This window comes from Pseudomonas sp. 910_21, from assembly GCF_052850735.1.
On sequence record NZ_VXCY01000002.1, the window covers coordinates 309,305 to 332,310 of the forward strand.

Here is a 23,006-nt window from a genome sequence, read left to right on the forward strand (position 1 = left end):
ATGGAATACCTGTTCACCCTCAACTATCTGCTGCCGCTGGAGGACTGTGATCCGCTGCAACTGGTGGAGCGCCTCGGTGCGGCGGGTTGCACTGACGTCCTGGTGGGAACCGGCCTGGCCGGGCGCCTGGCCCTGGAGTTCAGTCGCGAGGCCGAGAGTGCCGAAGCGGCGCTGCTCAGTGCCCTGGGGGATATCAAGCGGATCATTCCCGAGGCTCGGCTGGTAGAGGCCAGCCCGGATTTTGTCGGCCTCAGCGAGATCGCCGAGATCGTCGGCGTGTCCCGGCAGAACATGCGCAAACTGATGCTCGGTCACGCCGACAGTTTTCCCCTGGCGATCCATGAAGGCAGCACTTCGCTGTGGCATCTGGCGGAAGTCTTGAGCTGGCTGGACAGCAAGGGCGGCTATCCCCTCAAGCACCCGGTGATCGAAGTGGCGCGAGTGGCGCAGCAGGTGAACACCGCCAAGGAGTCGAAGCGCATCGGCCCCCTCAGCGGTGAGCTGGTGGCCCTGTTGGGCTGACGGGGCAGGGTGGGGATTAGCGCCGGGCCACGTCGGAGAAGTAGAACTTGTCCAGAGTGTGCCGTGATTCGGTGTATTCGAACTGCCGCCCGTCCTGGAGAAAGGTCTGGTTGCTCACCACGATCACATGGCTCTGGCCGTCCAGGTCGAGCAGCTGCTGGTCGTCCTTGCTCCTTGGGCTGGCCTCGATGGTGCGCTGGGCGTAGCTGATGTTCAGTTGCAGGGTCTGTTCGATGTAGGCGTAGATCGAATGCTCGGCGATCTCTCGGTCCAGTCCCGGAATCAGCTCGGCGACAAAATGGTTGATGTCGAGAATCACCCGCTTGCCGTCGATCCGTCGCACTCGTTTGATCCGCGTGATCAGGCTGCCTTCTTGTGCCTGCAGATGGTTGCGCAGGGCGCCTTGCAGGGGAAACTGGCTGAACTCCACCACCTCGGTGCTGACGTCATCCCCCAGCCCTGGATAGGTTTCCTGGAAACTGACGATGCCGCCCAGCTGGAACTCGATGGGATTGGGCGAGAGCACGAAGGTGCCCTTGCCGTGGATCTTCTGCGCGAAACCGCGCTCCTGCAGCAGTTCGATGGCCTTGCGCACGGTGCCGCGGCTGGCCTGGTAGCTGTCCATCAGTTCGCTTTCCGAAGGCAGGCGGGCGCCACGCTCCAGACGTTCGGTGGTGATGCTGGCAAGCAGATCGCTGTAGATCTGGTTGTATTTGCTCATGGGATGGCTCTGTGCCGGACTGTGCTCAAGGCAGGCACCTTAAGGGCTGGACGGGGCATTTGTCCATGCGCCCTGGTGATGCTTTCCCGGGTGGAAAAAGCATGGCGCAGGGCCACGCCGGAAGAAAATTTCAAACTCGTCTGTACGAGTTATTGATTTAACTCGTACAGACGAGTAATTTGCCCCTCGGCGTGCTGCCAATAACAAAAATCTCAGGTGGAAGAACAAGCATGAGCCACGACTATTCAATAATCGCCAGCGAGTTGCTGCACAGCCTCGGTGGCGCCGACAACCTCGAACAGGCGGCCCATTGCGTGACCCGCCTGCGCCTGGCCCTCAAGGATCCGAGCCTCGTCGACAGCGCCACACTCAACCAGATCGATCTGGTCAAGGGTTCGTTCTTCACCGGTGGCCTGTTCCAGGTGGTGATCGGCCCTGGCGAGGTAGAGAAGGTCTACGCGGCCCTGCGAGAACAGACGGGCCTTGCGGTTTCCACCATTGCCGACGTGAAGCAGAAGGGCGCGGAAAAGACCAACGCCATGCAGCGTCTGGTGCGGGTGTTCTCCGATGTGTTCATGCCCATCCTGCCGGCCCTGATCATCGCGGGCCTGCTGATGGGGGTGAACAACCTGCTGGGCGCCAAGGGCATGTTCATCGAGGGCAAGACCCTGCTTGAGGCTTACCCGGGGCTGGATGGGCTCTGGAGCCTGATCAACCTGATGGCCAACACCTCTTTCGTATTCCTGCCGGCCCTGGTGGGCTGGTCGGCGGCCAAGCGCTTTGGTGGCAGCGAGATCCTCGGCATTGTCCTGGGGCTGATGCTGGTGCACCCCGACCTGCTCAATGCCTGGAACTATGGCAAGGCTGTGGCCGGGCTGGACGGCCAGAGCCTGCCGTACTTCGATATCTTCGGTCTGTTCCAGATCGAGAAGGTCGGCTACCAGGGGCAGATCCTGCCGATCCTGCTGGCGGCCTATGTGATGAGCGTGATCGAAAAGTGGCTGCGGGCCCGGGTGCCCAACGCCATCACCCTGCTGGTGGTGCCCATCACCACCATCGTGGTCACCGGCGTACTGGCCCTGGCGATCATCGGGCCCGTGACCCGGCACCTGGGGATCCTCATCACCGAAGGCGTGGTCACCCTGTTCGACCTGGCTCCCGTGCTCGGGGGCGCCATCTTCGGCCTGCTCTACGCACCACTGGTGATCACCGGCATGCACCACATGTTCCTGGCCGTCGACCTGCAACTGATCGCCACCCAGGGCGGCACCTTCATCTGGCCGATGATCGTCATGTCCAACCTGGCCCAGGGCAGCGCGGCCCTGGCGGTATTCACCATGAGCCGCAATGCTCGTGATCGCAGCATGGCCTCGACCTCGGCGATTTCCGCCTACTTCGGCATCACCGAGCCGGCGATGTTCGGCGTCAACCTGCGCTACAAGTTTCCCTTCTACGCCGCGCTGATCGGCTCGGCTCTGGGCAGCATCTTCCTCTCGCTGAACAAGGTCCAGGCCTCGGCCATCGGCGTCGGTGGGCTGCCGGGGTTCATTTCGATCATTCCCCAGTACATCCCGACGTTCGTCATTGGCATGGTCATCGCCCTGGTGGTGCCCTTTGTCCTGACCTGCGGCCTGAGCCTGAAGATCATCCGCCCCGGCTACCGAGTGGCCTGACCGGCCTTGTAGGCGCCGGCTCGCCGGCGAACGCCCTCGCACTTTCCAAAGGATTCCCCCATGCAAGACTGGCAGCGTTCGGTGATCTACCAGATCTACCCGAAAAGTTTTCACAGCCACCAAGGCCAGGCCACCGGTGACCTGCTGGGGGTGGTGGACAAGCTCGACTACCTGCACTGGCTGGGGGTCGACTGCCTGTGGCTGACCCCGTTCCTGCGCTCGCCGCAACGGGACAACGGCTATGACATCAGCGACTACTACGCCATCGATCCCAGCTACGGCAGCATGGCCGACTGCGAGCTGCTGATCGCCGAAGCCGGCAAGCGCGGGATCAAGCTGATGCTGGATATCGTGGTCAACCACACCTCCATCGAGCACGCCTGGTTCCAGCAGGCCCGCAGCAGCCTGGACAACCCCTACCGGGATTTCTACATCTGGCGCGATGAGCCCAACAACTGGGAATCCAAGTTCGGCGGCTCCGCCTGGGAATACGAGGCCCAGACCGGGCAGTACTACCTGCACCTGTTCGATCACACCCAGGCCGACCTCAACTGGGACAACCCCCAGGTGCGTGCCGAAGTCTTCAAGATGATGCGCTTCTGGCGTGACAAGGGCGTCGGCGGCTTCCGCCTCGATGTGATCAACCTGATCTCCAAGCCGGCAGATTTCCCCGAGGATCAGAGCGACGGCCGCCGCTTCTATACCGACGGCCCCAACGTGCACCAGTACCTGCAGGAAATGCATCGGGAAGTGTTCGCCGGGCACGATCTGGTGAATGTCGGCGAGATGTCCTCCACTCGCCTGGAGCACTGCATCCGTTACTCGCATCCGGAGTCGAAGGAGCTGTCGATGACCTTCAACTTCCATCACCTGAAGGTGGACTACCCCAACCAGCAGAAGTGGCTGCGGGCCGATTTCGACTTCCTCGAACTCAAGCGCATCCTCTCCGACTGGCAAACCGGCATGCAGGCCGGTGGCGGCTGGAATGCGCTGTTCTGGTGTAACCACGACCAGCCGCGGGTGGTCTCGCGTTTTGGCGACGACGGCGAGCATCGGGTAGTGTCGGCGAAGATGCTGGCCACCGCGCTGCACCTGCTTCAGGGCACGCCTTTCATCTACCAGGGCGAAGAACTGGGCATGACCAATCCGCACTTCGAGCGGATCGAGCAGTATCGCGATGTCGAGACCCTGAACATCCACCGCCTCAAGCGCGAGGCCGGTGAAGAGCCGCAGGCCATCATGGCGGCGATCCAGCAGAAGTCCCGGGACAACGGGCGCACGCCGATGCAGTGGAATGCCGGGGTCAATGCCGGTTTCAGCAGCGCCGAGCCCTGGATCGGGATACCGGCCAATGCCAGCCAGATCAATGTCGAGGCACAACTCGACGACGAAGATTCGGTGCTGCATCACTATCGCCGGCTGATTGCCTTGCGTCGTCACGAGGCGCTGATCCAGCACGGCCTTTATCGCCAGTTGTTGCCCGAGCATGGGCAGATCTGGGCCTATGTGCGTGAAGGCGACGGCGAGCGCCTGCTGGTGGTGAACAACTTCTACGGCTCGCCGTGTGAGGTCGAGTTGCCGGAAGCGGTGATCAGCGCCGGCATGCAACAGCGTCTGCTGATCAGCAACTACCCGGACCACGAGCCGCGCAGCCAGCACTTGCACCTGCGGCCTTACGAGTCCTTCGTCCTGCACCTGACCCTGTAGGAGCCGGCTTGCCGGCGAACCGGGCCAGGCGATCTTTCTGGCCCAGGCATTCGCCGCCAAACCGGCTCCGACGAATCCAAACATCACAATAAAAATAATGGGGTGGCTTATGAAAACAACAATAAATCGCGCTCTGGCGGCGTCTTGCCTGTGCCTGGCATTGCCGTTACCGGCCCAGGCCCTGGAGTTTGCCGGGTACCTGCGCAGCGGTCTTGGCACCTCGGTGAACAGTGGCTCGCAGTCTTGCTTCCAGTTGCCCGGCGCGCAGTCCAAGTACCGTCTGGGCAACGAGTGTGAACAGTACGCCGAGCTTGAGCTGCGCCAGGACCTGTACACCCTGGAAGACGGCTCGGTGCTCAGCGTCGACGGCATGGCTTCGCTCTACAACCGTTACGACCGCAACCTGACCTTCCAGGGCGAGAACGGCTCGGCGCGCATGCCGCAGATGTACGCCCAGTGGTCGAACCTGCCCAGCCTCAATGGCGGCTCGTTGTGGGCCGGGCGCCGTTACTACAAGCGTAACGACATCCATATTTCCGACTTCTACTACTGGAACCAGAGCGCCACCGGCGGCGGGGTCGAGGACGTGCGCATCGGCGATCTGAAATACAGCTACGCCTTTTCCCGCAAGGACAACCTCTACCAGAAGCAGGCCGTGAGCCGTCACGACTTCAACGTTGCCGGTTTCCAGACCAATCCCGGCGGCGAGCTGGCGCTGGGCCTGAGCTACCTAGAGAAGCCCGATCGCCGTGGTGCCCACAATGGCTGGGCGATTACCACCCAGCATGTGCAGAAGGACTTTTTCGGCGGCAAGAACAAACTGGCCCTGCAATACGGTGAGGGTCCCGGTACCGGCCTGGGCTACACCGGCAATCCCTACCTGGATGACGGCAACAAGAGCTATCGCCTGGTGGAGTTCTTCGACTGGCAGGTCACCCCGCGCTTCGGTGGCCAGGTAGAGGCGGTCTATCAGAAGGACATTCGCCCCGACGGCCAGGACCAGAACTGGATCTCCCTGGGCGTGCGCCCGGCCTATGCCATCACCGAGCAGTTCAAGCTGGTGACCGAGTTTGGCCACGATCAGGTGGAGGCGCCGGGAGGCACCCGCAAACTCAGCAAGTTCACCTTCGCGCCTACCTGGTCACCCAAGGGGCCAGACTTCTGGGCCCGGCCGGAAGTGCGCCTGTACTACACCTATGCCAGCTGGAACGAGGCCGCCAAGCGCGCGGCCAACGAACTGGCGGCCGGTTCCGCGCTGTCCGACAGCGGTGTGTTCGGCACCGCCCGTCACGGTGCGAACGTCGGTTTGCAGGTCGAGTACTGGTGGAAATAAGCGATGCTGTCGGGGCTCGCGCTCCATCGGCACTTCAAGGAATCATTAGCAGGTGACGTCATGGCCATAACCCAACCCTTGCAATTGCTCGCGCCCCTGTCCGGGATGCTGCTGCCCCTGGACCAGGTTCCGGACCCGGTGTTTTCCAGCCGGGTGATCGGTGACGGGCTGTGCATCGACCCGACTTCCCAGACCCTCTGTGCGCCTCTGTCCGGGGTCGTCAGCAACCTGCAACACAGCGGCCATGCGGTGAGCATCACCGGTGAACAGGGCCAGCAGGTGCTGATGCACATCGGGCTGGACACGGTAAACCTGGCGGGCAAGGGCTTCATCTGTCTGGTGGAGGAGGGGCAGCAGGTCTCGGCAGGCCAGCCACTGATCGAGTTCGATGCTGATTATCTGGCCCAGCACGCGCGCAGCCTGTTGACCCTGATGCTGGTGGTCAGTGGCGAGGCGGTGACGGGGCTGGTGTCCGGCAGCCTGCTGGTGGAGCTGGGACAGCCGCTGTTGCAGATCGAGCCCGCCTCCGCGAAGGAGGTCGCCGAGGACGCTGAAGCTGAGGCGCTGTTTTCCAAACCGCTGATCCTGGGCAACCCCCAGGGGCTGCACGCACGTCCGGCGGCGTTGCTGGCCCAGGCCGCCAAGGGCTTTGCCGCGAACATCTGCCTGCACCGGCGCCAGGACTCGGCCAACGCCAAGTCCCTGGTGTCGATCATGGCGTTGCAGACGGTGCAGGGCGATGTCTTGCAGGTCAGTGCTGCGGGTGCGGATGCCGAGCGGGCGATCCAGGTTCTGGTGGAGCTGTTGGCCTCGGGTTGTGGCGAAAAGGTCAGTGCTGTGGCGCCGAGTCCTGAGCCGGTAGCGGCGCGGGATGAGTCGCTGGAGACGGTTCTGCGGGGTGTCTGTGCGTCACCGGGTTCGGCGGTCGGTCAGGTGCTGCAGGTGGCTGAGCAGCGCCTGCAGATAAGGGAGTTGGCGGCGAACCCGCAGCAGGAGCGCGAAGTCCTTGAGCGGGCCTTGCGGGAGGCGGTCCGGGGCCTGCAACAGCTGCGGGACAATGCCCCGGGTGAAGCGCAGCAGGAAATCTTCCGTGCCCACCAGGAACTCCTCGACGACCCGAGCCTGTTGGAGCAGGCCGAAGCCCTGATCGTCAGCGGCAAGAGTGCTGCCTTTGCCTGGAACAGCGCCATCGAGGTCACCGCCGAGCTGTTCAAGGGCCTGGGCAGTACGCTGCTGGCTGAGCGCGCGGTGGATCTGGCGGACGTCGGCCAACGGGTGCTCAAGCTGATTCTCGGGGTGCAGGAGCATGCCCTGAGCTTGCCGGACCAGGCGATTCTGATTGCCGAGCAACTGACGCCCTCGCAGACCGCCAGCCTGGACACGGCCAAGGTGCTGGGGTTTGCCACCGTCGGCGGTGGCGCCACCAGCCACGTGGCGATCCTCGCCCGGACCCTGGGCCTGCCGGCGATCTGTGGCGTGTCTTCCCGAGTCCTGTCCCTGGCCAACGGCTCCCAGGTTCTGCTGGATGCCGATCGCGGCGAACTGCATACGGACCCGGACCCGCAACGCCTGCAGCAACTGGAGTCCCTGCGTCAGCAGCAACGCCTGCGCCAGCGTCAGCATCTGGCCCAGGCGGCGCAACCGGCGGTGACCCGCGATGGTCATCATCTGGAGGTAACGGCCAATATCGCGTCTCTGGCGGAGGCCGAGCAGGCAATGAGCCTGGGAGGCGAAGGCGTCGGCCTGTTGCGTTCGGAGTTCCTCTACCAGGACCGCAGCCACGCCCCCAGCCCCGAGGAGCAGGCCGAAACCTATCGAGCCATTGCCCAGGCCTTGGGGCCGACGCGCAATCTGGTGGTGCGGACCCTGGACGTGGGTGGCGACAAGCCTCTGGCTTATGTGCCCATGGACAGCGAGGTCAACCCCTTTCTCGGCCTGCGGGGTATCCGCCTGTGCCTGGAGCGTCCCGAACTGCTGCGCGAGCAGTTCCGGGCGATTCTCGCCAGCGCCGGGCAGGCTCGCCTGCACATCATGTTGCCGATGGTCAGCCAACTGGCGGAGCTGCGTCAGGCGCGGCAGCTACTGGATGACGAGGTTCGGGCCCTGGGTCTGGCGGAGCGGCCCAAGTTGGGCATCATGATCGAGGTGCCTTCGGCGGCCTTGATGGCGGACCGCTTCGCTCCGGAGGTGGACTTCTTCTCCATTGGCACCAACGACCTGACCCAATACACCCTGGCCATGGACCGTGATCATCCGCGTCTGGCCAGTCAGGCCGACAGCTTCCATCCGTCGGTGCTGCGCCTGATCGCGCGAACGGTGCAGGCTGCCCATGCCCACGGCAAGTGGGTCGGCGTCTGTGGCGCACTGGCTTCCGAGACCCTGGCGGTGCCGCTGTTGCTGGGCCTGGGAGTGGACGAACTGTCGGTGAGCGTGCCGCTGATCCCCGCCATCAAGGCCCGGGTACGGGAGCTGGACCTGAGCGAGTGCCAGGCCCTGGCGGCGCGGATCATCGATCTGGAAGACGCGGTACAGGTACGCGAATACCTGCAACAGCAGCAAGTCGCAGCCGACTCACTGGTTCTGGAGAACTGAAGATGTTCGAGAAATTGCAACGGGCGTTCTGGAAGGCCCTGACTCCGGATCTGGTGCCTGATCAGCCGAAGGCCCCCAAGGCCAACGGCAGTGTTCTGAATGACGCGATGCTGGCGGCACTGGGGGGCAGCGCCAACATCAAGAGCCAGCAACCACTGGCCCTGACCCGCTTGCGCCTGGAGCTGCATGATCCGCAGTTGCTGGACAGCAGCGCCCTGCGAGTGGCTGGGGTGCCGGCGGTGATGCCCCTGGCCGGTGGCGTGGTGCATCTGCTGTTGGGATTGCAGGGCTGAGGGGCTTGTTCGCCGGCAAGCCGGCTCCTACGAGAGCGGCGGGCTTGCCAGCGAGCAGATGCTCGAAAATACCCCCCGTTTCCCCGTCCTGCCTGCGTCCGGTCGCCGCGCCGGCCTTACTGTTTCTCAACTGCGGGTGTATCGTATTCGCCTTTTGCGGGCCTGGGTCCGCCGCAGATACGTGAGGTAGTTGAGTCCATGTCCTTTACCCGTCGACAAATACTCGGTGGTCTGGCCGGTCTGGTAGTGGTGGGCGTGGGAGCGGGTGGCGCCTCGCGTTACTGGCTGGGGAAAATGGCTGACGCTGAAGCGGGCCACGACTACGAGCTGATTGCCGCGCCCCTGGATGTGGAGCTGGTGCCGGGGCACAAGACCGAGGCCTGGGCCTTCGGACCATCGGCACCGGGTACCGAGCTGCGGGTACGTCAAGGCGAGTGGCTGCGGGTACGTTTTATCAACCACCTGCCCGTGGCCACCACCATCCACTGGCACGGCATCCGCCTGCCCCTGGAAATGGACGGCGTGCCTTACGTCTCGCAACTGCCGGTGCTGCCCGGCGAATACTTCGACTACAAGTTCCGCGTACCGGATGCCGGCAGCTACTGGTATCACCCCCATGTGAACAGCAGTGAAGAACTGGGCCGTGGCCTGGTGGGCCCGCTGATCATCGAAGAACGCGAACCCACCGGCTTCCAGTACGAGCGCACCCTGAGCCTGAAAAGCTGGCACGTGGATGAAGAGGGCGCGTTCATGCCCTTCAGCATTCCTCGGGAGGCGGCGCGAGGCGGTACCGCCGGGCGCCTGTCCACCATCAACGGCGTGTCCCAGGCGGTGATCGACCTGCCGGCCGGGCAGATCACCCGGGTGCGCCTGCTCAACCTGGACAACACCCTGACCTACCGCATCAACATTCCGGATGTCGAAGCACAGATCTATGCGCTGGACGGCAACCCCATCGAGCCGCGGCCCTTGGGCAAGGAATACTGGTTGGGCCCGGGCATGCGCATCTGCCTGGCGATCAAGGCGCCGGCAGCGGGGGAGGAACTGTCCTTGCGTAACGGGCCGGTGCGCCTGGGCACGTTGCGCTCGGTGGCCAACACTGATGCACCTACTACCTGGCCACCAGCCCTGCCGGCCAACCCGGTGGCCGAGCCGGATCTCGACAACGCCGAGAAGCTCAACTTCAATTTCGAGTGGGTTGGCTCGGTTTCGGTGAACCTGGACAATGGCAAGCCGCCCAGCCTGTGGCAGATCAACGGCAAGGCCTGGGACATCACCGACAAGACCTGCGCCGACCGCCCGATTGCCACGCTGAAAAAGGGCAAGAGCTACATTTTCGAATTGAAGAACATGACCCAGTACCAACACCCGATCCACTTGCACGGCATGAGCTTCAAAGTCATCGCCTCGAACCGCAAGAAGATCACTCCGTATTTCACCGACACCTACCTGCTGGGCAAGAACGAACGTGCCCGCGTGGCGCTGGTGGCGGATAACCCCGGGGTCTGGATGTTCCACTGCCACGTGATCGACCACATGGAAACCGGCCTGATGGCCGCCATCGAGGTGGTGTGATGCGTCAGATACGCCCGGCGCCGATCATCGACCGCAGTCGCGACCAGGACTTCATGCGCGAAGCCCTGGCCCTGGCCGCCCAAGGCGCCGCCCTGGGGGAAGTGCCGGTGGGCGCGGTGCTGGTACTGGATGGGCAGATTATCGGCCGCGGCTACAACTGCCCCATCAGCGGCAGTGACCCTAGCGCCCACGCCGAGATGGTGGCGATCCGCGCGGCGGCCCAGGCGCTGAGCAATTACCGGCTGCCTGGCAGCACCCTGTACGTGACCCTGGAGCCTTGCAGCATGTGCGCCGGGCTGATCGTCCATTCGCGCATTGCCCGAGTGGTGTACGGCGCCCTGGAACCCAAGGCCGGCATCGTGCAGAGCCAGGGCCAGTTCTTCACCCAGGGTTTCCTCAATCATCGAGTGCTGTACGAGGGCGGGGTATTGGCCGAAGAGTGCGGCACGGTGTTGAGCGAGTTCTTCAAGGCGCGTCGAGCGCGCTGAGCGCAAACCGGTTCGCGGCCTACACCAAACCGTAGGAGCCGGCTTGCCGGCGAAGAGGCCCTTGAGCCTTGCACCGCTTTGGCGGGCGCCTTCGCTGGCAAGCGGAACGCCGCCCGGCCAGCTCCTACAGGGTGAGGGCGGCGTTATTTTTTGGCGACAATCACCGCGCGCATCGGCGCCGGCAGGCCTTCGATGGTCTTGCTGTGGTCGTTGGGATCGAGGAAGTCGCTGAGGGACTGGTACTTCATCCACTCGGTACCGCGCTGCTCCTCGACGCTGGTCACGCTGACATCCACGCACCGCACGTCGCTGAACCCGGCGCGGCGCAACCACAGTTCCAGAGCCGGCACCGACGGCAGGAACCACACGTTGCGCATCTGCGCGTAGCGGTCTTCCGGCACCAGTACCTGATGCTGATCGCCTTCCACCACCAGGGTTTCCAGCACCAGTTCGCCGCCCTTGACCAGGCAGTCCTTCAACGCCAGCAGGTGCTCGATGGGCGAGCGGCGGTGGTAGAACACCCCCATGGAAAACACCGTGTCGAAGCCTTCCAGGTTGGCCGGCAGATCTTCGAAGGGGAACGGCAGGTGCCACACCGAAGGCTCCGACAAGTAGCGCTGCACCGCCTGGAACTGGCAGAAGAACAGCCAGTTGGGGTCGACACCGATCACGCTGTGGGCGCCGGCGCCGAGCATGCGCCACATGTAGTAGCCATTGCCGCAGCCGACATCGAGGATGCGCTTGCCTTCAAGGTTCAGGTGCGGGGCGACCCGGGACCATTTCCAGTCCGAGCGCCATTCGGTGTCCACGTGCACGCCGAACAGATCGAACGGCCCCTTGCGCCATGGCGACAGGCCCATCAGCGCAGTACACATCTGCGCTCGGGTGGCGTCATCGCAATCGGTGTCCAGGCGCAGGCCATTGATCAGGTCGACTTCGCTGGGCTGGATCTTCGGAAGCGCATCCAGGGCGCTCTGCCAGCGCTCCAGGTCGCCATGGCCCTTTTCCATCTTGGTATCGAGCTGGGCTTGCAGGCCGTTGGCCCATTCGGCCAGGGGCGTGCCCGCCAGACGGCGAGCGAGGGGGGACAGATCAATCATGGCAGGGCAATCAACGAGGCAAAATTAAGACACTGGAACCACGGCACGACTTTCGAGAACCCAGCGGCCAGCAGGCGTTCGCGGTGTTCTTCGAGACTGTCGGGCTTCATGACGTTTTCGATGGCGCTGCGCTTCTGGGCAATTTCCAGTTCGCTGTAGCCGTTGGCGCGTTTGAAGGCGATGTGCAGGTCGGTGAGCAGGGCGTGTTCCTCGGTGTCGTTGAAGCGCAGCTTCTCCGAGAGGATCAGCGCGCCGCCGGGCAGCAGCGACTGGCGGATGCGCCCGAGCAGGGCCAGGCGCTGCTCGGGGGCGATGAACTGCAGGGTGAAGTTCAAGGCCACCACCGAGGCCGGCTGGAACTCCAGGGCCAGGATATCGCCTTCGATCACCTGCACCGGCAGCAGCTCCTGGAACATCGAGTCCTGGCCGTTGAGGTATTCCCGACAGCGCTCGACCATGGCCGCCGAATTGTCCACGGCGATGACCCGGCAACCGTCGGTGCGCACATGGCGGCGCAAGGCCTGGGTCACCGCGCCCAGGGATGAGCCCAGGTCGTAGAGCACGCTGTTGGGCTGGGCGAACTGCGCTGCCAGTACCCCGAGGTTCTCGACAATGGTCGGGTAACCCGGCACCGAGCGCTTGATCATGTCCGGGAACACCCGCACCACATCCTCGTTAAAGGCGAAGTCGGGCACCTGGGCCAGGGGCTGGGCGAATAGGCGGTCGGGTTCTTTGCTCACGGCGGTTCCGGCGATGGAGATAAAAAGAGGGCGGCATTGTAGCCGCTGGCGCCGCTTGCGATAAGGCCCGAAGGGCCTTCAGGGGGGCGAGGGCGACACAAGGTGTGGTGCTGTTCGCCGGCAAGCCGGCCCCTACAGATTGTAGGGACCGGCCTGTCGGCGAAGGTGGGTCAGCGCGGCTTCTGGCTGAATGCCGAAGCGGCAATGCCCCACTGGCCCAGCCAGTAGAAAATGATGATCAGGTAGGGCGCGGCATCGAAGGCCACCACGAAGCGGCTGATGCCGATCAGGCTGTCGGAGAAGGCGAAGCTCAGGGCGCCCACTGCGGCCAGGGCCGCCGAGCGCGTGGGCACTGTCGAGCCCAGGCGTGCCAGGGCCCGCCAGAGCATGGCGCTGATGGTCAGGGCGTAGACGATTACCGGGATCAGCAACGGGCCCAGGCCGTGGGAAATCAGGATGCTCAACAGCACCGCGCCAATGGCCAGTGCCACCAGCAAGGGCAGCAGCGCCGGGCGCCGGCAGTCACTGAGATAAGCCTTGAGGTAGGCCAGGTGCGCCACCAGAAACGCCCCGAGGCCGAACACGAACAGGTCCGAGGGCCAGGCCAGCAGCACGTCCCCCAGCACCGAGAACAACAGGCCGATGATGATCCAGCGGCGATAGTCCCCCGGCGGCGCATCGTGCAACCAGCCCAGCAGTGCCAGCACCGGCAGCGGCTTGACCAGCAGGCAGAGCAGCGTGGCATGCACGCTCACCCCGTAGATGAAGGTGGCGGCGCCCATTAGCGCAAGAATCAGCCAGCCCATCTCAGTTGACCGTGATCGAGCAGTCGAAGGCTTTCACCGGTGCTTCTTCCGGTGCCCAGGGTTGCTGATAGGTCAGTAGCAGCCGGCCCTGGCCGCTGGCGAAAGCCTGGAAACGCCAGGTGGATTGACCACCGCTGCCCACCAGGCCGGTGTTCTCGGGATTGCTGTAGACCTCGGGGCTGACCTTGCGCAGGATGCCGCCGGCCGAATCCTGGATCGCCCAGCGATAGCCAGTGGTGGGATTGCTGGGCAGGGTCAGGGTCAGGGTTTGCCCGTTGTGCAATTGCAGGGGGCACTGGCTCTGGTTTTCTACGGTGACGTTTTGCTTGGGTTGGCTGGCGCAGGCGGCCAGCAGGGCGAAGCTGAGCAGGGCAAGAAGGCGGGGTGCGGGCATGGGTCAGGAAGCTCCGATCATTCGTGACGAACGGCGAGCATAACTGAAGATGATGGGCGGTGTGGGGTGGGGATGGAGGTTGGCGGTTATGACCTCTTCGCCGGCAAGCCGGCTCCTACACGGGACAACCTGTAGGAGCCGGCTTGCCGGCGAAGGGATTTAGAACAGCACTTTGGCCACGTCGGCAAAACGCTTGGCGAAATGCACGGTGATGCCTTCCTTGAGGTAGTCCGGCAGTTCCTCGAAATGCCCGCGGTTGGGTTCCGGCAGGATCAGCTCGTGGATCTTCTGCCGCCGCGCGGCGATGACTTTCTCGCGCACTCCACCAATGGGCAGCACGTGGCCGGTGAGGGTCAGCTCGCCGGTCATGGCCACGCCTTTTTTCGGCGGCTGGTTGCGCGCCAGAGACAGCAGGGCGCTGGCCATGGTCACCCCGGCACTCGGGCCATCCTTGGGCGTGGCGCCTTCAGGAACGTGCAGGTGGACGAAGGCTTCGTCGAAGAACTTGCTGTCGCCACCGAACTGCTTGAGGTGCGAACTGACGTAGCTGTAGGCGATCTCCGCCGACTCTTTCATCACGTCACCCAGTTGCCCGGTGAGCTTGAAGCCGCGGTTGTGGGTGTGAATCCGCGTCGCCTCGATGGGCAGGGTCGCGCCGCCCATGCTGGTCCAGGCCAGGCCGGTGATGACCCCGGTGCCACTCAGGACCTGCTCGTTGCGGAACACCGGCATGCCCAGGGAAGCTTCCAGGTCCTTGGGCCCGATCTTGATGTTTGCATCCGGCTCGTCCAGCAGCTTGACCACCGCCTTGCGCACCAGCTTGCCCAGCTGTTTCTCCAGTTGGCGCACCCCGGCTTCCCGGGCGTAACTGTCGATCACCGTGCGCAGGGCACTGTCGCTGATGCTCAGGCTGCTCTTGGCCACACCGGCTTTCGCCAACTGCTTGGGCCACAGGTGGCGCTTGGCGATGGCGAGTTTTTCCTCGGTGATGTAACCCGACAGGCGAATCACTTCCATGCGGTCGAGCAGCGGGCCGGGGATTGAATCCAGGGTGTTGGCGGTGCACACGAACAGCACCTTGGACAGGTCCATGCGCAGGTCCAGGTAATGGTCGAGGAAGTCGACGTTCTGCTCCGGATCGAGGGTCTCCAGCAGGGCCGAGGCCGGGTCGCCCTGGTAGCTCTGGCCCATCTTGTCGATCTCGTCGAGCATGATCACCGGGTTCATCACCTCCACTTCCTTGAGGGCCTGCACCAGCTTGCCCGGCTGGGCGCCGATGTAGGTGCGGCGGTGGCCCTTGATCTCGGCTTCATCGCGCATGCCGCCGACGCTGAAGCGATAGAAGGGGCGCCCCAGGGATTCGGAGATGGACTTGCCAACGCTGGTCTTGCCCACGCCGGGCGGGCCCACCAGCAGCACGATGGAGCCGCTGATCTCACCCTTGTAGGCGCCCACCGCGAGGAACTCGAGGATGCGGGTCTTGATGTCGTCAAGCCCGGCGTGGTGCTGGTCCAGCACCTTGCGCGCGTGCTTGAGGTCGAGCTTGTCGGCGCCGTACACACCCCAGGGCACGGCGGTGGCCCATTCCAGGTAATTGCGCGTTACGGCGTATTCCGGCGAACCGGTTTCGAGGATCGACAGCTTGTTCATCTCCTCGTCGATGCGCTTCTGCGCCTGTGGTGGCAGGACCTTGCCGTTCAGGCGTTGCTCGAACTGTTCCAGGTCGGCGCTGCGGTCGTCCTTGGTCAGCCCCAGCTCCTGCTGGATCACCTTGAGCTGTTCCTTGAGGAAGAACTCGCGCTGGTGCTCGCCGATCTTGCGGTTGACCTCGGCGGAGATCTCTTTCTGCAGACGCGCGACCTCGACTTCCTTGCGCAGCATCGGCAGGACTTTTTCCATGCGCTTGAGCATCGGCACGCAGTCCAGCACTTCCTGCAGGTCGTTGCCGGTGGCGGAGGTCAGGGCGGCGGCGAAGTCGGTCAACGGCGAAGGGTCGTTGGGGCTGAAGCGGTTGAGGTAGTTCTTCAGTTCTTCGCTGTACAGCGGATTGAGCGGCAGCAGCTCCTTGATCGCGTTGATCAGCGCCATGCCGTAGGCCTTGACCTCATCGGTGGGTTCGCTGGGCTGGTGCGGGTATTCGACTTCCACCAGATAGGGCGGACGGTGGTGCTTGAGCCAGGTGCGGATGCGGACCCGGGTCAGGCCCTGGGCGACGAATTGCAGCTTGCCGTTCTCGCGGCTGGCGTGGTGGACCTTGACCAGGGTGCCGTACTCCGGCAACGCGGATGTGTCGAAGTGGCGAGGGTCGTCCTGGGGCGTGTCCATGAAAAACAGCGCAAGGGAGTGGTGGTCGGATTGGCTCACCAGTTCCAGGGTTTCGGCCCAGGGTTCTTCGTTGACGATCACCGGCAGCACTTGCGCCGGGAAGAAGGGTCGATTGTGAATCGGGATGATGTAGACCTTGTCCGGCAGATTCTGCCCGGGCAGGGCCAGGCCGGTGCCATGGGCACTGGGCTGTTCGGTATTTTCCGGATCGACGTACTCACGTGGATCTTCGGGAAATGCTTGCTGGTCGCTCATGAAGGCTCCTGCGCGATGGGCTATGCAGGTTAGATGGGGCAGGTCACGGCAGGTTTCAATGGGAAACTGGTTTCAGCTTTTTTCCGAGCGCTCCTCAACTCCCCTTGGGGCTAAGTCCAGACGCGTCGAGTGGACGTTGTGGAGGTATTTGACGGCTTTGACGGATATCAAATGTCAATAAAATGACTGCGTGATCACCTGTTTTATTGCGTGATCTTCTGTAGTTAGAGGATTAATCTGAGTGTCCGGAATGCCGGAATGAAGATGGCATTTATTTGACGCGCGCATTCAGCTTCTTAGAGGGATGGGTATGAAGAACGGATTTTTCAGCTCCCGGCGGCCGTCACCCGCGCTGGTACTTTCCCGGCTCGGCGGGCGATCGGAGTGGATGAGAGCAGCCCTATGAAGTGGCGCCTAACCTTTCAGGCAAGGATTGTCGGGGTGCTGGCGCTGTTGCTGTTGGTACTGATTGGCGCGGTGTATTTCGCGGTGAAGACTGCCACCACCCAGGCAGTGGAGAAGCAGGCGCAACTGCAATTGAAGATCGGCACTCGAGTGTTCGAGCGCCTGCTGGACCTGCGGGGCCGCAACCTGCAATACGGTGTCGACTGGCTGGTGGTGGATTCGGAGTTTCGTCGTGCTGTGGTCAGCGGCAAACCGGTGGACATTCTTGCGTCCCTGGCCCAGCACCGTGGGGGCATCCGTTCCAGCGAGATGTTCGTGCTCAGCCCCGAGGGGCGAGTCATCGCCAGCACTCTGGCGGAGATTGCCCGGGACCAGCCTTTTCCCTACGACCGGGCGCTGCGTCGAGCGCTGCGGCACAACACCCACATGTTGTTCGTTGCGATCAAGGGCCGTCCCTATCTGCTGGTGCAAGGCGAAGTGTTGGAGTCGCTGCCCATTGCCCGGGTAGTGATGGGCTTTCCCATGGACGAGCTGTTCGCCCGGGAACTGCGTTCCATGAGCAACCTTGAAGTGTCATTCCTGACCGTCGACGGCGAGCACCCCGGAGAGTTGTTCAGCACCCAGCCGGAGTTCTTCTGGTCACCGATCATCAATGTCCTGCGTGATTCTTTGTGGCAGTCCCTGCCGCAGATGAGCGAAGCCCATGGCCAGCGCTTTCTCAACCAGGCACTGCAACTGGCCAATACCGGGGATGCCGACGATCCGCGGGTCATGGCCTTGCTGCAAAGTCCTCTGGAACAAGCACTGCAAGCCTTCGCGCCACTGGACCGGGAGTTCCTGTGGATCGCCATGGTGGCGCTGGTGATTTCCCTGGCCTTCGCCCTGCTGATGGCTCGGCGGGTTTCGAGGCCTCTGGAAGACCTGGCCCAGGCCGCCCGACGCATCGGTGCCGGCAACTATCAGGCCACGGTGGCCATCAAGCGCAGCGACGAATTCGGCGTGCTGGCCGATGCCTTCAACGCCATGCAAAGTGCCATTGCCACCCGTGAGCGGCAACTGGCCCACAACGCCCTGCATGACGCCCTGACCGGGCTGCCGAATCGGGCTCTGGCCATCGAGCGTCTGAGCCAGGCCATCGCTGCCCGGCGCAATGTGGTGTTGCTGTACCTGGGGATCGACAACTATCGGGCGATCAACGAAGGCTTCGGCACTGAAGGGCTGGAGCAGATGATGAGGGAGCTGAGCCGGCGGCTGCGTGAAGTGCTGTCCCAGGGCGATACCGCCGCGCGGATCACCGCCAGCGAGTTTCTCCTGCTGCTGGAAAACACCGAGCTCGATGGCGCCATTGCCATGGCCGACCGCCTCCATGGCTTGTTGAGCCGACCCCAGCTGATCCAGGGCGATGAGGTGCGGCGCCAGATCTGCATGGGCATGGCGGTGTATCCCGTCGACGGCAAGTCCGCCGAAGAATTGATCAGCCGTGCGGCGATCGCCCGCCACGATGCATCGCTCAACCCCGGTTACCTGCAGGTCTACCAGCAAGACCGCGACCTGGCTCATCAGCGGCAGATCAGCTTGATCCGTGATCTGCGTCGTGCCGCCGCCGAAGGCGAACTGTTCCTGCTGTATCAGCCCAAGCTGGATCTGCGTCGAGATTACCTGCACCAGGCCGAGGCTCTGCTGCGCTGGCAGCATCCGGTGTTCGGCGTGGTGTCGCCGGCGGAGTTCATTCCCCTGGCCGAGCGGACCGGCAGCATGCACAGCCTGACCTCCTGGGTCATCGAGGCTTGTATTCGCCAGTTGGCGGAGTGGAGTCGCCGGGCTTTGCCGGTGCGCCTGTCGCTGAATATCTCCGCCAGCGACCTGGAGGACGACGGCCTGGAAGTCCGGGTCAGCGAGTGCCTGGAGCGCTATCAGGTGGCCGCCGAGCAACTGGTGTTCGAGATCACCGAGAGCGCCATCATGCGCCATCCGGAGCAGTCGCTGGCGGTGCTGCAGCGCTTGCGTGGCTGCGGCATCAGTCTGTCGGTGGATGATTTTGGAACCGGCTATTCGTCCCTGGCCCAGTTGCAGCGTCTACCGGTGCAGGAGCTGAAGATCGACCAGTCCTTTATCCGCAACCTGGACGAAACCAGCGGTGATGCGGTAATCGTGCGCTCGACCATCGAAATGAGCCACAAGCTGGGACTCAAGGTGGTGGCTGAAGGGGTGGAGTTCGAGCATTGCCTGAAACTGCTGGAGAGCTGGGGCTGTGACACGGTTCAGGGCTACCTGATCAGCCGGCCGTTGCCCACCGAGGCTTTCGAGCGTTGGCTGTTGCGTTCACGGGTGTCCAGCTGAAGGGACTGGATGGCCGGCGGGGAGCCGGCATCCAGGTTGGGGGCTTTCAGAGGGTGGCCGACTCGGCCTTGGTCAGCAGGCTTTGCAGCTCCGGCTCGATGCCTTCTTCACTGAGGTTGTCCATGATTTCCAGGATACAGGGCGCATAGCGCTGCTCGATGGCGGCTTGCGCCCAGTCCAGCTCATAGACCGCCATGACTCGCACATCCAGGTAAGGCGAGTCTGCCAGCAGGCGTTTCAACAACGCGATGGCGGGTGCGGTTCGCAACTCGCCCAGGGAGACGGCGCAGCGGTGCTGCCAGTACTCGGGCCGGGACAGCAGTGTCTCGCCGAGTCGTTGCCATTGCGCCGGGGTAAAGGCGTGAAGCACGCCCTTGGCCACCTGTTCGGTGGTGTATTCGTTCCAGTTGGTGGCTTCCGAGTCACCGAACCAGTGGTGCAACCGATCAAATAATTCATCACGTTTATCCGTATTCATGATGTGTTTCTCCTGCGTGGGGCGGCCGCGCCAGCACGCTGTTCCTGGCGTGCCGCCCAATGCCATGGCGTTTATACAGGCGTGCCAGGACCGATGCTGCCTCATTTATGCCTGGCTTCCCAGTGTTAAAGGTGCAACCGGGTCAAACAGCCGGTGCAGCGCCGGAGGCGATTCTTTGGCATTGGTGCGCGAGCCTGTCCCGGATTACCAGGCCCCGGCGAACTTCACCGCAGCCGCTGCCCGGGAGGGCACCTTCAGGGTATGCAACAGGGACGAGACATGGATGCGCACGGTGAACGGCGAGATATCCAGCTCCCGGGCGATTTCCTTGTTGGTCTTGCCCTGGGCGATCAGGCGCAGCACCTCTTGCTGGCGGTTGGTCAACTGGCTGATCTCGGCGCAGGCATCCAGGGGCAGCAGCAAGCCTGAAGGTGCGTACTTGACCACCACTTCGCCCTGGCGAATGGCCAGGATTGCCTGGCCGATCTCCTCCGGGCTGATGCTCTTGCCGATAAAGCCGTCGGCGCCGGCGGCCATGACTTCGCCGATCAGGTCCTGGTTGTCCACCATCGATACCACGATGATCGAGGTTCGGGGCAGCTGTCGGCGTAGGTCGGTAATCATGCTGACCGAGGTCAATCCGGGGAAACGCAGGTCGAGAATCAGCGAGTCCGGTTCCTCGCCGGTCAGGGCCAGGGTCAGCACCGCCGTCAGGTCGCCGGCCTCTTCGAGCACCGCCTCGGGTAGCAGGCGCTGGATGGTACGCAGCATGCCTTCGCGAAACAGCGGGTGGTCGTCAGCGACGATAATCCGGCATCTCATGTCTTGAAACTCCTTGAAACATCCAGTCCTGTGAGCATGCTAACGTGGGTCGCGGCGTTGTAACTGCCCGCTGGTCGTGTTCGATACGCTGTTTTGCAGAGCGGCAAAAGACCACGGTAGCGCCTATTGCACAAGGAGGTGATTGCATGAAAGTTGAGAAGGACAGCGAGCTCGATCAGGCCACCCTGCGGATTATCGTGGCCAGTTGTGCCCTGGTCTGGTTTGGTTTGATCGGCTTTCTGCCGGGGCAGAGTGTCGATACCTATGTGCCGGTGATGATCTACATTTCCCTGTTCTTGCTGGGTTCGATCATCCTGCGCGCGGCCATTGCCCGCTGGCCCGGGCACTACCCGGCGCGGCGCGTTTTGGGCATGGTCTACGACTACAGCGGCACCTGTTACGGACTGGTGGTGGGCGGGGAAGGGGCGCTGCCGATCTACGCGGTGATGGTCTGGGTGAACCTGGGCAATGGCATGCGCTTTGGCTCGCGCTACCTGGCCATCGCCACCGTTCTGGCGCAGTTCGCACTGTTCATGGTCTACCTGCTGACCCCCTATTGGCAGGCCCAGCCGTACATGGTGCTGATGCTGATGATCACCAGCACGGTGATTCCGGTGTACGCCCATATCCTGCTCAAGCGCACCCGCCTGGCTTCGGAAGAAGCCATCGCCGCGAACCTGGAAAAGTCCCGTTTCCTGGCCCAGGCCAGCCACGACCTGCGCCAGCCGATTCACTCCATCGGCCTGTTTACCGCTTGCTTGCGCGAGGCCAACCTTGGGGGGGAAGAGCGGCGCTTGGTGGACAACATCGACCGTTCGCTGCTCAACGTGTCGCAGTTGTTTCGTTCGATCCTCGATCTTTACACCCTGGACAACGGACGCGTGCAGCCCAAGTACGAAACCGTGCACCTGGGGGAGTTACTGCGGGACCTGGTGCGTCAGAACACCGAAGCGGCGCGCTGGGCCGGGGTCGAACTGCGGTTGCGGCCTTGTGCCCATTGGGTGCGGGTCGACCCGGGGTTGTTGGCGACCATGGTGCAGAACGTGCTGTCCAACTGCTTCAAATACGCTGCGGAACGGCCAGTGCTGATTGGTGTGCGTCGTCGTGGACAGGGCCTGGCCATTGTCATCTATGACCAGGGCCGGGGCATCGCCGAGGAGCACCTGCCGAAGATCTTCGATGAGTTCTACCGGGTCCGCCAGCTACGGGACAAGGACGTCGAAGGGGTGGGGCTGGGCCTGTCCATCGTCAAACGCCTGGGGCAGTTGACCGACCTGCAGGTGACGCTCCGCTCGCGGGTCGATCATGGTACTGCCGTCAGCCTGCATGGCTTGGTTCTGGCCGCGCCGCAGCGTTTGCACGGCCGTGACGAGGCGTTGCAGAGCGGCTTGCTGACCGGGTTGCGGGTCTGTCTGGTGGAAGATGACCGCAACGTCCTGCTGGCCACCTCGGCGCTGCTGGAACGCTGGGGCTGCGTGGTCCAGGCCGAGTCGAGCGGGGAAGATCTGCTGACCGACTGCGACATCATCGTCGCCGACTACGACCTGGGCACCCGCGCCTCGGGCATCGAGTGCATCGACAGCATCCGCCAGCAGCGGGGCTGGGAAGTGCCGGCCTTGATCATCACCGGACACGACCTCGAGAAAATCCACGCCGCTCTGCACGATCGCAACATCGCCATCCTCTCCAAGCCGGTGCACCCGGTGGAACTGCGGGGCACCTTGCGGGCCCTGCGCGAGGCGCCGATGGCGTCCAGTCACAGGGCCGTGACGCAAGGGGCTGCTACCAGGTCCGGCACGGGATAAGCAGGGGGTAGTTGGTCATGGTCAGCTTCTTGTTCTCGCCACTGGCGAGCTCGACGAAGTTGTCCAGCATGCCCGAGTACGAAGAGGTCGAACTGCGCTCGGTGTAGTAGTGAGTGGTCACCGGCCCGTAGTTGGTGTTGCTCTGGCCGGTGCCCACGTACTCGTTCCAGCGACTGGTGCCGTACACACTGTCCTGGCCCTGGACGAAGTACCGGCCCGGTTGCAGGCCCGTGAACTGGAAGATGCCGTTGCCGTTGGTCCGGGTCACCCGGTGCACGGCCACGGCCTCGGGGGCCATGCTCACCGGCGCGCCCTCGGGCTGGGACCTGCGCAAGTCATGCCAGGCCTGCAAGTGCGGGGTGACCGGGTAGAGATAGATCTCCACATTGCCGCTGTTCTCGATGCCGTCGTTGCCGACGATGCAGAACTTGCCGGTGAGCGTTGCGTTGCCGGGTTGCAGGGCGGCGCGCGCGGCCTGGGTATCGAAGGGGACGGTGGGGTACTGCACGGTGGGGATCTTTACCGGCGGGTATTCGTCCAGGGTTCGTCCCTGGCGCGGCGCGCAGGCACTCAAGGCACAGGCGAGCAGGACTGTGCCTGCCACCATGAGTAAGCGGGAGTTCATGGGTTCA

Annotated in this window: 19 protein-coding genes; 10 read left to right on the top strand and 9 right to left on the bottom strand. The window is 63.4% G+C overall.

The annotated features are described in order from the left end of the window. Positions 1-522 (top strand): DNA-binding protein, encoded by a 522-nt coding sequence (locus FW796_RS06505; protein WP_446439155.1) that lies wholly within the window; start codon positions 1-3, stop codon positions 520-522. Between the two features lie 16 nt (positions 523-538). Here FW796_RS06505 and treR read toward each other — a convergent pair whose 3' ends face one another. Next, positions 539-1,243 (bottom strand): trehalose operon repressor, encoded by a 705-nt coding sequence (treR, locus tag FW796_RS06510; RefSeq protein ID WP_346633972.1) that lies wholly within the window; start codon positions 1,241-1,243, stop codon positions 539-541. A 230-nt stretch (positions 1,244-1,473) separates the two neighbouring features. On the opposite strand from treR, the gene treP reads away from it, so the two are divergent. The 7 genes from treP (at position 1,474) to tadA (ending at position 10,904) form a co-directional block, all read left to right on the top strand. Next, a complete protein-coding gene (gene treP / locus FW796_RS06515; RefSeq protein ID WP_123724683.1) occupies positions 1,474-2,916 on the top strand; it encodes a PTS system trehalose-specific EIIBC component in 1,443 nt (480 codons plus the stop codon). Between the two features lie 60 nt (positions 2,917-2,976). After that, positions 2,977-4,623 carry an alpha,alpha-phosphotrehalase gene (gene treC / locus FW796_RS06520; RefSeq protein ID WP_446439156.1) on the top strand — a complete coding sequence of 549 codons (1,647 nt, stop codon included), beginning with the start codon at positions 2,977-2,979 and terminating at the stop codon, positions 4,621-4,623. Positions 4,624-4,732: 109 nt separating this feature from the next. Beyond that, the gene (locus FW796_RS06525; protein WP_446439157.1) at positions 4,733-5,956 is read left to right on the top strand and encodes a carbohydrate porin; all 1,224 of its coding nucleotides are present in this window, start codon (positions 4,733-4,735) and stop codon (positions 5,954-5,956) included. A 60-nt stretch (positions 5,957-6,016) separates the two neighbouring features. Next, the gene (gene ptsP, locus FW796_RS06530; RefSeq protein WP_446439158.1) at positions 6,017-8,548 is read left to right on the top strand and encodes a phosphoenolpyruvate--protein phosphotransferase; all 2,532 of its coding nucleotides are present in this window, start codon (positions 6,017-6,019) and stop codon (positions 8,546-8,548) included. A gap of 2 nt (positions 8,549-8,550) precedes the next feature. Next, a complete protein-coding gene (locus FW796_RS06535) occupies positions 8,551-8,841 on the top strand; it encodes a PTS transporter subunit EIIB (protein WP_404937581.1) in 291 nt (96 codons plus the stop codon). A gap of 198 nt (positions 8,842-9,039) precedes the next feature. Continuing rightward, positions 9,040-10,416: a multicopper oxidase family protein gene (locus FW796_RS06540; RefSeq protein WP_346633977.1), complete on the top strand. Its 1,377-nt coding sequence runs from the start codon at positions 9,040-9,042 to the stop codon at positions 10,414-10,416. Next, positions 10,416-10,904 carry a tRNA adenosine(34) deaminase TadA gene (tadA, locus tag FW796_RS06545; protein ID WP_103741932.1) on the top strand — a complete coding sequence of 163 codons (489 nt, stop codon included), beginning with the start codon at positions 10,416-10,418 and terminating at the stop codon, positions 10,902-10,904. Before FW796_RS06540 ends, tadA begins: the two co-directional genes overlap by 1 nt. 143 nt (positions 10,905-11,047) lie before the next feature. Here tadA and cmoB read toward each other — a convergent pair whose 3' ends face one another. The 5 genes from cmoB to lon form a co-directional block, all read right to left on the bottom strand. Further along, entirely contained in the window at positions 11,048-12,004 is a 957-nt protein-coding gene (gene cmoB, locus FW796_RS06550) for a tRNA 5-methoxyuridine(34)/uridine 5-oxyacetic acid(34) synthase CmoB (RefSeq protein WP_404937579.1), read from the bottom strand. Further along, a complete protein-coding gene (cmoA, locus tag FW796_RS06555) occupies positions 12,001-12,744 on the bottom strand; it encodes a carboxy-S-adenosyl-L-methionine synthase CmoA (protein WP_346633979.1) in 744 nt (247 codons plus the stop codon). Before cmoA ends, cmoB begins: the two co-directional genes overlap by 4 nt. A gap of 170 nt (positions 12,745-12,914) precedes the next feature. Then, positions 12,915-13,550: a lysoplasmalogenase gene (locus FW796_RS06560; protein ID WP_404937578.1), complete on the bottom strand. Its 636-nt coding sequence runs from the start codon at positions 13,548-13,550 to the stop codon at positions 12,915-12,917. Position 13,551: 1 nt separating this feature from the next. Continuing rightward, positions 13,552-13,944, bottom strand: coding sequence for a protease inhibitor I42 family protein (locus FW796_RS06565; protein WP_346633981.1), 393 nt, complete (start codon positions 13,942-13,944; stop codon positions 13,552-13,554). A gap of 159 nt (positions 13,945-14,103) precedes the next feature. Beyond that, positions 14,104-16,524 (bottom strand): endopeptidase La, encoded by a 2,421-nt coding sequence (gene lon / locus FW796_RS06570; protein ID WP_446439159.1) that lies wholly within the window; start codon positions 16,522-16,524, stop codon positions 14,104-14,106. Between the two features lie 402 nt (positions 16,525-16,926). On the opposite strand from lon, the gene FW796_RS06575 reads away from it, so the two are divergent. Further along, entirely contained in the window at positions 16,927-19,269 is a 2,343-nt protein-coding gene (locus FW796_RS06575; protein ID WP_346633983.1) for a putative bifunctional diguanylate cyclase/phosphodiesterase, read from the top strand. 46 nt (positions 19,270-19,315) lie between these two features. On the opposite strand, the gene FW796_RS06580 is transcribed toward FW796_RS06575, so the two are convergent. Beyond that, positions 19,316-19,747, bottom strand: coding sequence for a HEAT repeat domain-containing protein (locus FW796_RS06580; protein ID WP_346633984.1), 432 nt, complete (start codon positions 19,745-19,747; stop codon positions 19,316-19,318). 204 nt (positions 19,748-19,951) lie between these two features. Next, a complete protein-coding gene (locus FW796_RS06585) occupies positions 19,952-20,569 on the bottom strand; it encodes a response regulator transcription factor (RefSeq protein ID WP_346633985.1) in 618 nt (205 codons plus the stop codon). 146 nt (positions 20,570-20,715) lie between these two features. Between FW796_RS06585 and FW796_RS06590 the strand changes: the two genes are divergently transcribed. Next, positions 20,716-22,374, top strand: coding sequence for an ATP-binding response regulator (locus tag FW796_RS06590; RefSeq protein WP_446439160.1), 1,659 nt, complete (start codon positions 20,716-20,718; stop codon positions 22,372-22,374). Here FW796_RS06590 and FW796_RS06595 read toward each other — a convergent pair. Further along, positions 22,352-22,999 carry a carboxypeptidase-like regulatory domain-containing protein gene (locus FW796_RS06595; protein ID WP_404937576.1) on the bottom strand — a complete coding sequence of 216 codons (648 nt, stop codon included), beginning with the start codon at positions 22,997-22,999 and terminating at the stop codon, positions 22,352-22,354. The two genes, FW796_RS06590 and FW796_RS06595, sit on opposite strands and share 23 nt — an antisense overlap. Between the last annotated feature and the right edge of the window lie 7 nt (positions 23,000-23,006).